General features: G+C 43.0%; 12 protein-coding genes and 1 pseudogene. 6 read left to right on the forward strand and 7 right to left on the reverse strand.

Going from position 1 to position 12,451, the window contains the following annotated elements; genetic code table 11:
* Window positions 1-263: 263 nt before the first annotated feature.
* Complete coding sequence (gene pyrE, locus VXP95_RS09370; protein ID WP_416681484.1) at window positions 264-914, reverse strand: orotate phosphoribosyltransferase; 651 nt, start codon at window positions 912-914, stop codon at window positions 264-266.
* Window positions 915-954: 40 nt separating this feature from the next.
* Between pyrE and VXP95_RS09375 the strand changes: the two genes are divergently transcribed.
* Window positions 955-1,773, forward strand: coding sequence for an exodeoxyribonuclease III (locus VXP95_RS09375; RefSeq protein ID WP_064095079.1), 819 nt, complete (start codon window positions 955-957; stop codon window positions 1,771-1,773).
* A 493-nt stretch (window positions 1,774-2,266) separates the two neighbouring features.
* Entirely contained in the window at window positions 2,267-2,617 is a 351-nt protein-coding gene (locus tag VXP95_RS09380; protein WP_416705715.1) for a Spx/MgsR family RNA polymerase-binding regulatory protein, read from the forward strand.
* Window positions 2,618-2,688: 71 nt separating this feature from the next.
* On the opposite strand, the gene VXP95_RS09385 is transcribed toward VXP95_RS09380, so the two are convergent.
* Window positions 2,689-3,126, reverse strand: coding sequence for a DUF2147 domain-containing protein (locus VXP95_RS09385; RefSeq protein ID WP_416711899.1), 438 nt, complete (start codon window positions 3,124-3,126; stop codon window positions 2,689-2,691).
* Between the two features lie 156 nt (window positions 3,127-3,282).
* Here VXP95_RS09385 and VXP95_RS09390 point away from each other — a divergent pair, with 156 nt between their 5' ends.
* On the forward strand, window positions 3,283-4,194 hold the full coding sequence (locus VXP95_RS09390) for an alpha/beta hydrolase (RefSeq protein WP_416711900.1): 912 nt from the start codon (window positions 3,283-3,285) through the stop codon (window positions 4,192-4,194).
* A gap of 64 nt (window positions 4,195-4,258) precedes the next feature.
* Here the strand turns inward: VXP95_RS09390 and VXP95_RS09395 are convergent, their stop codons facing one another.
* Window positions 4,259-4,828 carry an FMN-dependent NADH-azoreductase gene (locus VXP95_RS09395; protein ID WP_416711901.1) on the reverse strand — a complete coding sequence of 190 codons (570 nt, stop codon included), beginning with the start codon at window positions 4,826-4,828 and terminating at the stop codon, window positions 4,259-4,261.
* Window positions 4,829-5,172: 344 nt separating this feature from the next.
* Here VXP95_RS09395 and VXP95_RS09400 point away from each other — a divergent pair.
* Window positions 5,173-6,369, forward strand: a pseudogene (locus tag VXP95_RS09400) (GGDEF domain-containing protein).
* Window positions 6,370-6,398: 29 nt separating this feature from the next.
* On the opposite strand, the gene dsbD reads toward VXP95_RS09400, so the two are convergent.
* The 4 genes from dsbD to VXP95_RS09420 form a co-directional block, all read right to left on the reverse strand.
* Window positions 6,399-8,240, reverse strand: coding sequence for a protein-disulfide reductase DsbD (gene dsbD, locus VXP95_RS09405; RefSeq protein ID WP_416711902.1), 1,842 nt, complete (start codon window positions 8,238-8,240; stop codon window positions 6,399-6,401).
* A 16-nt stretch (window positions 8,241-8,256) separates the two neighbouring features.
* The gene (locus VXP95_RS09410) at window positions 8,257-9,012 is read right to left on the reverse strand and encodes a transporter (protein ID WP_416711903.1); all 756 of its coding nucleotides are present in this window, start codon (window positions 9,010-9,012) and stop codon (window positions 8,257-8,259) included.
* Between the two features lie 25 nt (window positions 9,013-9,037).
* Window positions 9,038-9,580 (reverse strand): hypothetical protein, encoded by a 543-nt coding sequence (locus VXP95_RS09415; protein ID WP_064095088.1) that lies wholly within the window; start codon window positions 9,578-9,580, stop codon window positions 9,038-9,040.
* Window positions 9,581-9,710: 130 nt separating this feature from the next.
* On the reverse strand, window positions 9,711-10,076 hold the full coding sequence (locus VXP95_RS09420; RefSeq protein WP_064095089.1) for an HPF/RaiA family ribosome-associated protein: 366 nt from the start codon (window positions 10,074-10,076) through the stop codon (window positions 9,711-9,713).
* Window positions 10,077-11,072: 996 nt separating this feature from the next.
* Here VXP95_RS09420 and VXP95_RS09425 point away from each other — a divergent pair.
* Both VXP95_RS09425 and VXP95_RS09430 read left to right on the forward strand, forming a co-directional pair.
* Entirely contained in the window at window positions 11,073-11,819 is a 747-nt protein-coding gene (locus tag VXP95_RS09425) for an outer membrane protein OmpK (protein ID WP_416711904.1), read from the forward strand.
* An 80-nt stretch (window positions 11,820-11,899) separates the two neighbouring features.
* On the forward strand, window positions 11,900-12,412 hold the full coding sequence (locus VXP95_RS09430) for a GNAT family N-acetyltransferase (protein ID WP_416705718.1): 513 nt from the start codon (window positions 11,900-11,902) through the stop codon (window positions 12,410-12,412).
* Window positions 12,413-12,451 lie beyond the last annotated feature (39 nt).

Genomic DNA, 12,451 nt, shown 5'->3' on the forward strand with positions numbered 1-12,451 from the left:
TTTTAGGAGTATGTTTATTCATTTTGAAATTATAGGACTGAATAAACCTTATAGGCTAGGTTTGTGCAACAAAGCCAATTAAAGTTATTTCACTTATCTTAATCTAGATAACTATTAAATAGCTGAATTTATAAATAAATTGAATCTTAAAATAAAAATGTACGGTCTAATTCCTTCTTCTGAGCAATAGTTTTGATCGTAGGTCCTGTTACCTGTAAATAAAAAAAGGAAGCCAAAACTTCCTTTTCTCTCATGATTCAGGCTTAGATCCCGTATTTAACCCGGTAATCTTCCATTTTCGCCAACGCCTCTAGGTCGCCTTTCACTTCCAGATAGTCCATTAAGTCTTTCATTGTAATTAAGGCATGTACAGGGATCTCAAGCTCTTGCTGTACTTCCTGAATCGCAGATAAATCCCCCTGGCCTTTTTCCTGGCGGTCTAGCGCTACCAAAACTCCGGCAATTTGAGCACCGGCATTCTTCAAGATGGTAACGACTTCACGAATTGCTGTGCCTGCGGTAATCACGTCATCAATGATCCAGACTTTTTTACCTGCTACAGAAGCACCGACCAATACCCCACCTTCACCATGGTCTTTGGCTTCTTTGCGGTTAAACCCCCACGGCACACTCACCCCATGATTTTGCGATAAGGCAACCGCCGTAGCTGCCACAAAAGGGATACCTTTATATGCAGGGCCGAAGATCACTTCCACATGGTCACATTCAGTCAGTTTCGCAGCATAGCCAGAAGCCAGCAGGGTTAAGGCTTCACCATCATTTAGCAGGCCCGCATTAAAAAAATAGGGGCTCACACGTCCCGATTTTAAAGTAAACTCACCAAATTTAAGCACACCGCGTGATAATGCGAGTTCGATAAAAGCTTGCGGGTTAAACTGAGCTGGCGTTGACATGAGGTGCTCCTAAATCCATTAATTAAGGTAAGACTTGCGCATGATACCAAAGAGTAGCTATCCAGGTGATCAAAAAATTCTTCGCGTCGTTTCGATTAATGTCAACGGCTTACGCTCATCTGTCACCAAAGGTCTATTAGAATGGATGGAACAGTCTGAAGCTGATGTAATTTGCATGCAGGAAAGTCGGATCACGCATGCGCAGTGGACCGATAAATTCAAGCCTGAAGGCTGGTACGCGCACCTGTTTCCTGCCGAACGTCCGGGGTATGCCGGTACTGCCATTTATAGCCGCCTGCCTTTTGTCTCTTTAACCGATGGCCTGGGTTTTGAACTGGCCGATTCACAAGGTCGTTTTATTGCCGCTGAATTTGACTTGGGTCTAGAGCAAACTGTACAGATCTGCTCACTGTATCTGCCTTCCGGCTCATCAGGAGATGAAGCGCAAGCACGTAAAGATCACTTTCTGGAAGAATACGCGAAAATCCTGAAACAGTGGCGTGATGAAAATAAGTCGGTGATTGTCTGTGGTGACTATAATATCGTGCATAAACGTATTGATATTAAAAACTGGTCAGGTAACCAGAAATCTTCAGGATGCTTGCCGCATGAACGTGCCTGGCTGGATCATATCTACGATGAGCTGGGTTATGTCGATACTTTCCGTGAAGTGCGCAAAGAAGCCGAGTTATATTCTTGGTGGTCAAACCGTGGTCAAGCACGCGCCAAGAACGTGGGTTGGCGGATTGATTATCAGGCCTGTTCTCCAGACTGGAAAGAGCGCACTGTGAATGCTTGGGTCTATAAAGATCAATGGTTTAGTGACCATGCTCCCGTGATTATTGACTACAAACTATAAATCCGTACGATGCAACATAGTAAACATATGTTCACTCAGTTAGGGTTTATCTCTTACATGACATGACGTATTTCTTGGGTTTATCTCCATGTAATAACATAGCATTATAGCGCTACGGCACAGGGACAGGTCAGGATGACCATATAAGGACAGGACGCCGTAGGACGAAAATAAAACAGACTATAGATGTAGCCTGTTTTGCATGGATGTGACAATGGACGTTGGATTGAGACCCGCATGATCAGGATGATTAAATGCGGGTTTTCTATTTTTATTACTTCTGCTACACCTCAATTTCATTTTTTATGATGCAGATTATTCTTTTTCTTGCCACCAATGTTAAAGCAGCTTGATGTCATTTTAATGACAGGGCTTGGCAGGTATTTAAAACTGATACTTAAAAAATTTTCCTTTTCCTGGTTGGGTTTTACATGGTCTGCTGTGGCCAATTTGGTTAAGCTAATGCATGATTTAAATTTTCTAGATGACAGCTATGTTAAAAATTTATGGAATTAAAAATTGCAGTTCAATGAAAAAAGCCTTTGATCTGCTTAATGAGCAAGGTCTCGCTTATGAATTTCATGATTATAAAAAACAGGGCATCGATGCTGAAACAGTGAAAATCTGGCTGGACACCTTGGGTCAGGATGTAGTGTTGAACAAGAAAGGTACTACCTGGCGTAAACTCGGCGCAGAAGAACAACAGATGGCCCTATCGAGTGAAGATGCTTTAATTAATGCATTAACCACTCACACCAGTTTGATTAAACGCCCTATCTTGGCAACCTCTGCAGGATTTATTGCCGGTTTTGATGAATCTGCCTATCGTAACTTAGATTCTTGATTTCTTTTTTAAACAAGCGCCATAAAAAAAGCCTGACATCCGTCAGGCTTTTAAATATCTACTTAAATAAATCAGTTGGCACGAATCCAGGTCTGGTTACGACCCAATGCTGCTACACCAATGAAACCACGTAGCTCAAGCTTCTTGCCACTATCAGCCAGCTGACCTTTCAACTTATAAGTTTTACCAGATTGTGGATCCAGGATTGAACCGCTGTCATAGCTGGTACCACCAGTATTTTTAAGACCTTTGACAATAGTCAAGCCTTTGAGTGACTTGTTCTTGTAAGGACCTTCACACTTGGTACAGGCATTTTCTTCACCTGGAGTTAACACCGACTGAATGCTGGCTGACAAAGTGCCATTCTTTTGTTCAGTGAATTTAACCATCGCCTTCGGCTGCTTGGTTTTGTCATCAATGGTTTTCCATACCGTGCCATTTAAAGGATCCGCAGCATTAGCCAATGCAGATAAGCCTAGTAGTCCTAACATAAGCGCTATTTTTTTCATTTTTCTTCATTTCCTTAGTCTGAAAATAGACCAATCTAGTATTAAAAAGTCACAACAAATTTTCAATTTTTAGCTGTGACTATTTAGTGTAACCTTGTAAATATGGTTGGTAAATAATCTACATGATTAATAAAAGCACAAAAAGATGGAAGGAAAATGAAGATAAACGCACTAACGAAACAATTAATTACAGAAAGCTTTTTAAAAACAGCCATTCGTGCCCCGAGCAGATTGAATCTTCCACCTAGTTCCATGCGTCTTACACTGGAACAAATGTGCAAACTTTTCCCTCAGGACAAAACTGTGGAGATTCGCTCCCTCCGTCTGGCGGGGCTACGTGCTGAGGAAATCAAACCACAGCAGGAATCCAGCCAGCTGATTTTTCATATTCATGGTGGGGCATTTTATTTAGGCTCCTTAAAAACCCATCGTGCTTTTATGACGCAAATTGCAGCTCGGACCCAAATGCAGGTCCTACATGTAGATTATCCACTATCCCCTGAATCTGCCTATCCGGAAGCCCTGGAAGCCTTGTTTGATGTTTATCACCTGCTACTGGATCAAGGAGTGCAGGCCAAAGATATCATCCTGTCCGGCGACTCTTGTGGAGCCAATCTGGCACTGGCGCTGGCACTTAAAATACAGCAGGAAAATCTCCCACAGGTTAGCGGTTTGATTCTCCTGTCTCCCCTGCTGGATCTGACCTTAACCAGCGAATCTTTACGCTATAACCAGAAACATGATTCCCTGCTTTCTCTGGAAACACTTCAAACCGGAATTGAATATTATGTCCCGCGCTCAATTAACCGTGGCGATCCGGAAGTTTCCCCATTTTTTGCCGATTTAAACGGCTTGCCCCCGATCCATATTCAGGTAGGTTCCAAAGAAATTCTGCTGGATGATGCGACCCGTTTTAAAGAAAAAGCCGAGCAGGCAGGTATCGAGGTTGAATTCAAACTGTATACCGGCATGTGGCATAATTTCCAGATGTTCAGTGCTTGGTTCGATGAAGCCAAACAGGCCTTAGGTGATCTTGCTGAATTTGCCCATGGTCTAGATCGGGATTAAATATAATTCAGCATGTAAAAAAAGTCAGCCGCAGCTGACTTTATTCAGAAAGGAAAGGGCTGAGTTAAATAGCCTGAACCTGCTGTAATGCACTTTGCAGCGCTTGTGCTTTGGCAGTTTCGCCCATGTTAACTCCTTCGGCACGAATCACTTCAATATCCGTTACACCAGTAAAGTTAAATACGGTTTTCAGGAAAGCTTCCTGAAAATCAGCCGGGCTCTGCTCGCCATAAACCCCACCACGGCTACTGGCAATATACACTTTCTTATTTCCCGCCAGACCCACAGGACCTTGTTCGGTGTATTTAAAGGTACGTCCTGCGACACAGATCCGGTCAATCCAGGCCTTCAAAGTCGAGGGTAAACCAAAGTTATACATCGCGGCACCAATGACCACGATATCAGCCTGCAAATATTGCTCTAAAATTTTGTCACTTAAGGCAGTCTGTTCTGCATTTTGACCCATTAAAATCTCAGCATTCAGATGTGGAATGGGCTGTGCAGCCAGATCCAGATAGTCAACTTCAATTGCCTCAGCATATTTTTGCTGTAATTGCTCTACCACAGCCTGCGTCAACTGACGCGAAATTGAGGCTTCTCCTAAAATACTGGAATCTATCTGTAAAACTTTCATGATGTGGCTCTTTCTTTACGGTTCTATTGAATAATTAATCCAGCTATTTTAACTATTCATCATAATGAAATAATTAGCACCAATAAAACACATCATCCTGAATTTAGAACAAAACTGTGTACTGCTTAAGCTCTCCGATTTTTAAGTAAGGATACTTTGACACAGCACTGAGTGCCTGCATCACAGGCTAAAGCCCACCAGACAAGATATAAAAATAACCAAACCGAGTTAAATATTGTTGTTTATCAAGTACTCCAACTTATGTTATCTTATGTAAATAACGCCATAAATATCCGATAAGTCTTAAAAAAAACTGCCATAGCAATTAAAATCAGGCCGGGACCATGAAGCGAATATCGCCTGTACCAGAAAAAATACTGAAGCATAAAATCACGAAATATCTGGTCGAAGATGAAGTCGTGATGAACTGGAGTATTCTAAAAAAGTGCATCCTGATGCTGGCATTGGGATGCGGAGTACATCTGACCTGGCTCGGCTGGGATATTTTCGTGTTATTAAATCCCGAATATTGGCAATATGTTCATCTAGAACGGGTCTATACACAAATTACTCTGAACAGCAGCTTTCTGGTAATTCTATTTCTCCTGATTTTTCCCTGTTATAAATTTTAGGGGAATCAGCTGATTGAACGTTATCTGCCTTACATGGCAGTGGGTACTTTTGTTATCTCGTTGTGTCGTGACGCCTATCTCGTCGGGGTGATCAGCCCTGTGGCCACGACCTCCTATGTCTGTTTAATTATGGTGGGACTGGTGCTGTTCCATCGCACACTGGTCTATAGCATGCTGATTCCAGCATCCATTTTCCTAGGCGGATGTGCCTATTTAAGTTTCAGCCATCAATTGCCTTATTCACCGCTATTTAATCTCGATGGCGAGCTTTTCTATAATGGTTTCTGGCTGTTATCGATGCTGTATTTCATTTTGCCAATTCTGGCCGTCTGCATGGTATTATTCGAGATTCTGCTCAGTCAGTGGCGGCATCGCGAGCAGCTGATCAAACAGCTGAGCCAGATCGATCCGCTTACCAACCTGTTTAACCGTCGTAGCATCAATCAGTGTCTGGACAAACTGAATGCCGCAGCGACTCCCAATTATGCCCTGGTGTTGCTGGATCTGGATCATTTCAAGAAGATTAATGACCATTTTGGCCATCATAAGGGTGATGAAACCCTGGTAGAAGTGAGCGCCGTGCTGAACCAGCAATTGCGTGAAAGTGATGTGGTCGGCCGTTTTGGCGGGGAAGAATTTATTCTGGTGCTTAAAAATACCAGTCTGGAAAAAGCCGAACAAGTGGCTGAACGCTGCCGCATTGCCATTCAGCAATTGCAGATTTTCAGTGATGAGGGTGAGTTGATTCCGGTCACGGCCAGTTTCGGGATTGCCATTTCGACAGCTGATTTACGCCCACAACAATTATTGAGTCAGGCCGATCAGGCACTTTATCAGGCTAAAGCGGATGGACGTAATCTGGTCAAAGCCTATGTTGAGCCACTGACTGCCCAGATGCAAGTTTCCTAAACAGCCCAATTTCTGGATAATATTGAATACTAAGGCTTTTCGCTTTGCGCCAAACTTTGCAACTGGGCCAGCAATTCAGCTTCGCTAAATGCACCAGTCAATCGCAACCCCCGGATTTCCTGCTGCTGCGCATTCAAGAATAAATACGTCGGCGGTCCAAGAATTTCCCATTGATTTAACAGTGCTTGATGAGAAGCATTATATTGGCTTAAATCCAGCTTGATCAGGAAATATGGCGCAAGGGCCTGCTGTACCGCTGCAGATTTTAAAATCCGGTGTTCGATCGGCTGACAGGCGACACACCAGTCGGCATAGACATCAATAATGACCTTTTGTCCTTGTGGGACCTTGGCCAAAATCTGCTGAAATTCTGCCGCATTACGGGCCACATGCCACTTGGCTTCTGTACTCGCCTGCTCCACAAAAAACCGCTGACTGTGCTGATATTGGCTATAAGCAATATAAGGCACGGCCAATGCCAGACACAGGATATACAGCCATCTTAGACCAGTACGATGCCAGAAAATCCGGAATAGTACATAGGCAACAAAGGCCATGCCCAAAGCTAGGGATAACCACTGTAAAACAGCTTCTGAAATCAGCGGCCGAATAAAATACAGCGCCAGCGCCAGCATGATAAAGGCAAAGAGCACTTTAATCTGGTTCATCCAGTGCCCGGCTTTCGGTAGAATCCGCGCCCCCAGAATACTGGCCAGTAGTAAAGGTGCACCCATTCCGAAACCCAGGGTAAACAGTAGCAGAGCTCCCTGCCACTGACTTTGGGTCTGGGAAATAAACAACAATGCACCTGCCAGCGGTGCAGTCATGCAGGGTCCGACCAGGAGTGCCGAAATCACTCCCATAATACCCGCACTGACCAGACTACCTCCCTGCTGCATGGCCTGTGCCCGGTCCAGACGATGAACCAGACGTTGTGGCAGTTTGATTTCAAACAGGCCAAACAGATTCAGGGCAAACAGGACAAATAGCAGACTAAATCCGATCAAGGTGGCGGGTTGCTGCAACCAGCGCTGGAAGTTCAGGCCGGCTGAAGATGCAATTAAGCCAAGTACCGCATAGACAGCAGCCATACTGCTGACGAAAGTCAGTGCAATCATCCAGGCTTTCAGACCTTTGCTGTCTCGTACAATCAGCGACGTCAGAATCGGCAGCATCGGCAAGGAACATGGGGTAAAAGCCAGTAATATTCCCAAACCAAAGAACAGCAAAAGCCCATAACCTAAAGAGCGTTCAAGCAGCTGGGCTGACCATTTTTGGTCTTGTGCTGCATAGGGTCCGGTTTGCCAGTCTGATGCGGAGAGGTTATCTACAGCAGACTCTGAGGAACCTGCTGTATTAAACAGGGTATTTTGTTGCGGTGAGGCGCTATTCAAATCAAGTAAACGTTTTGTTCCTGATCCGGCTGCTTCAAATTGTACCAGACCGGACAAATCAGTCTTGAACTGGATGGTTTGTGGCGGATAACAGATCCGGTCTTTAGCACAGCCCTGCCAACTGACCTGATAGGATTGCCCCGCCTGGGTCGGAACCTGAAACTTTAACTGCTGGTAATAAACCTGGGTATGCCCATAGTTGTCATCATATAAATCTTCAGCTGGCGGCAATTCAAGCACTAATGCCTGATTGCCCTGCCGCACTTCAATTTTATGCTGATACAGATAATAATTGTCTGGAATCTGCCAGCTCAGTTCAGCCTGCTGCTGACTGGTGGAGATCACAGTTAACGGAAAAGCCTGCTCGGCAGACAACAATGCCGTTTCCGCCTGAGCAGGACTACTGAATACAGAGCAGCCTAAAATGAGCGGGACAAGTACTTTCCCCCAGACCGGAAACTGCGAGTATTTGATCATCTGTAAACTAAACCGCTTAGAACAGGACAGATAAGCCTAGGCCTGAGAAGTAGCTTCGATCTATACCATTCAGATCTACACCTACACTGGCGTCCAACTGGACACGATCGTTTAATGCATACATCACTCCAGTGCCAAGCGCGTATTCATTATTGACTCCTTCAGCCTTACGGTAAACCAGTTCAGAATAGCCTGACCAGCGATCTTTAATCTGGTAGCCTAAAGATGGAACTGCCACAACTGCCCAGTGACTGTCCTGCCATTCATAACGCATGGTGATTGCTGTGCTTACCAACTCATTATACTGATAAGAAACTGCAGAACTGAGGCTGTAAATATCCTCTTCATTACTAAAACCGGCATTGCCTGTCGCAATAATTGCTTCAGCCAGCAAGGCCATACTCAGTTTGTCATCATCCAGATCAATGGCTTTTTTTAGACCGATACTGATATCACCCAAGCCGTCTTCGTCATCGGTCTGACCATTGGATTTTACTTGCTTCCATCCAGGACCATCCCAGCCCAGACGTAGTTCTAAATCCTTGGCAATCCCGGTACGTAACAACATATCTGCATTAAGTCTGGTAATCATCTGCTCGCCTGAATCGCTATACTGAACTGTGGGCAATCTCTGTTCCCAGGCTACCTTTCCTACGGGAGTGATGCCGGTACCGAGACCTTCACCAGGCCGGTCAAATTCAAAATCAGCTGCGAAAATTTGGGCACTACAACTCGCCAGTGCTATCAGACCCAAAATTCTTAATGTTGTCATATCCAGGCTCTTTTATAAAATGTATTTAACCAAGCTCTTTGGTCATTTTTGCGCCATGACTACGAAGTAGTTCGAGCGTCTGTTTTTCTTCTTGCAGGGCTTCTGACCAGTTAATTTCATCAAAATCACAGTCAAAGAACAGGTCACTAATTGAAGATAAAATTGTCATGCCATCTTCATCTTTGCTATTCGGATCTACTTTTTCATCAAGTAAACGCTGTACGGCAGGTGCACATGCGGCACTTGCAGCATCCCAAAGCGGACCATAAATTTCTTCAGCATCCCAGAGATGCAGATTTACTTTGGCCTGGATCAGCTCTTCCAGAATCTGTAAATGAACTTGCAAGCGTGCCTGCTTTTCATCTTCTGAAAGTGGGGTGCCGGCTTCATACAACTCGCACACCTCTTCCCACCATTTAAACAGGCCATCCGACCAGACCGAAATCACCGGACCTTTGTCATGATCTACAAAATTTGGATTGAGTCCACCTGCCAGCAGCTGTTTGACCTGTTCCAGATTCAATTCTTCGAGTGCTTGCACAAAAAGCTGTTGTTGCGCAGTTAACATGATGGAACTCACTTTAATTCGTTTTCGACTATTATGCCGAATAAAGAGGCTTTTGTTGTATTTCCAGCAAGTATATTTTGGTTTTAATATGAAAAAAGCCCCGCAGGGCTCTTTTCAAATCGTTCCGAAATCAGTTTTCTGTATCTACTGTATCCGTATCTGCAAGTTCCAGTGTACCTGCACGAGGGTCATCATTTTTCTCGATAACATGTTCCAGACTGCGTTTCAGCCGGTCAATAGCACCACTAATCGCAGTCGCTACACTCGGTGCACGATGATTGACCACTACTGGTTTCAATCCTGCAGGCCGTGCTTCAATCATGCAGCGAATATCGTCTTCACCGCCTTTGGCACCATTTTCATCACTAAGATGGACTGAAAAATGGGTAATACGTTCGCTGTGGCGCTGGAATTCCTGATTCAATTCTGCACGTACATACTCAATTAAACGATCGCTATTCTGAATGTGCTTATCTGTACGGATTTCAATATTCATAAATTACCACCCTCGAATCTCTGTAACTTTTTTAGTGCAAAATTCTTTATCTTGGCACGCTCTTAACTTGCTGTTTCACATTGTATTTTACATCTCCAAATGACTGGACTTCTAACCTCCACTTTGAATGATGAACACATTTTTTGAGTCTGCAGAATCGTGTCCTTATATCTAGAATATCGGCCCTATCTGGAAAATATGCAAGTGGTATTTTGGATTTTTAGCAAAAGAATAATTGATTGTGACAAGTACTTACCGAGTTAAAAACAACTGATGAGTTATGGTGTAGTTGCAATATTATTTATGTGACTGGGTGTTGAACTCTTCATTATAAAATCTGCTTATAACTTGCAGCCGCCCATTATCCCCAAGAATACAAAATGAGAGCAAATTATTAAAAATAATAGATTTTGTATTTAGAATCACTACGGATAAGCAGATTATTTTTTCATTCTAGTGCGCGGTAGCAGAAACAGCTTTGCAAAAAGCTTAGTTTTGGCTGTTTAAGCAGCAAGATTAAACAATCCAGATACTTTTTTATCTGAATAAAGCTGGACAAGTAGCCAATAATCTAAAATTTTAGACCCGGTTTTATGACCTCAATGGTGAATAAAATCTGAAAGAGCAATACCTTCAAGATTAAAGTACCAAGCTATGAGTTCTTTTCATCTGCTTTTACCTAAAAATAATATTTTAGGTTAAAAATCCAATTATTTTTAATAACTTAATCTCCTCATAAGCCTCTTATACCTACTGAATGTTCTATGCTTGTTTATAGATAAATAATGTTTTTGCCGTCTTAACAAGCAAACAAAGATCACTCTTTTTCGACTTTTTAAAATAAAGACTTAGAAAATTCAGACCGGAACAGCAGTAATAAGACTGATTCCTCCGCGGTCATGACTCCCTGAATATTTTGGCTGGATCAGCAATTTTAACTTTATTTTTACTTATTAATCTGTATGCTTATTCTGCTTTCTTGGGGGAGAGATTTAAATGAAATTTACACAACTCGCAGCACTTTGTGCATTGGCTTCAACTGCAGTATTTGCTCAAGCAAAACCTGTATGGCAGGACTTCAGCATTACTGGTCTTTATGGTGAACACTATGCATTCCCGGGTGCAGGTGACGATAACCAGCAAACCACTGCAACCTTTGAATATGCTGCCAAGTTGAATTACGGGGATTTCTTCGGTTTTGCTGACCGTACTCATAATGACTCAGGTAATGCAACCTATTTCGAAGTATCACCTCGTTTGAGTCTGGGTGCTGTTACCGGTCAAAAGCTTGAACTTGGACCGATTAAAGATGTATTGATTGCGGGTACATGGGAAGGCAATAGCGCTAACTATCCTGGCAGTGATTTTAACAATTATCTGTATGGTGTTGGCTTTGACCTTGAAATTCCATATTTCCAGTATACTCAGCTAAACTTCTACAAGGCCGATAATGAAAAAGGCTCTGAAGACGATTACCAAATGACCGTGGTGTACGGTATTCCTTTCAAAGTTGGCGCCGAAGACTTCCTTGTTGACGGATTCCTTGACTGGTCTACTGCTGAAAAAAATGGTCATGCGAGCGAGCTTAACTGGACCACCCAATATAAGTGGAATCTGGGCAAACATATCTCTCCAGAAACCCGTCTATACCTGGGTATTGAACATTCAGTCTGGAATAACAAATATGCTGTAAAAGGTACGGACGAAAACAATGTCAGTGCCCTTGTGAAGTATCACTTCTAATTGATGTATGATCAAAAGCAGAACTTCGGTTCTGCTTTTTTTAAACCATAATTTCAGCTTTACCCTAACAGAACAAGAATATGCCTGATTTTGACATTCGCCCTGCGACCGAACTTGATCTTGAAACCATCCTTGAGATTTATAATCAGGAAGTGCTCTATGGCACTGCGACCTGGAACAGAACGGCTTTTGATCTGAACTATTTCAAAATCTGGTTTAAGCAGCTTAAAAATCAGAATTTTCCAGTTTTTGTGGTTGAAGATACTCGAAATCAGGTCGTGGCTGGTTATGCCTGTTATGATCATTTTCGCAGTATTCAGGGCTTTCAACAGACGGTTGAACATTCCATTTTTTTAAATCCGGATTATGCAGGACAAGGTCTGGGTTCTAAATTATTGCAGTATTTAATTGAAAAGGCTCAAGTACAGAAATTGCATATTATGGTTGCCGCAATTGATTCAGAAAATACCTCGTCACTTCGCCTGCATGAAAAACTGGGCTTTATTCAAACTGCGTATATGCCACAAGTCGGACAGAAGTTTGGGCAATGGCGTGATTTGGTCCTCTTACAACTCAATCTGGATCTGGCTTGATTCAGTCTTATATTAAATTCTTCTTTAATGTTAGCTCAT

This window comes from Acinetobacter sp. 226 (assembly GCF_048147925.1).
GTDB classification, from domain to species: domain Bacteria; phylum Pseudomonadota; class Gammaproteobacteria; order Pseudomonadales; family Moraxellaceae; genus Acinetobacter; species Acinetobacter pecorum.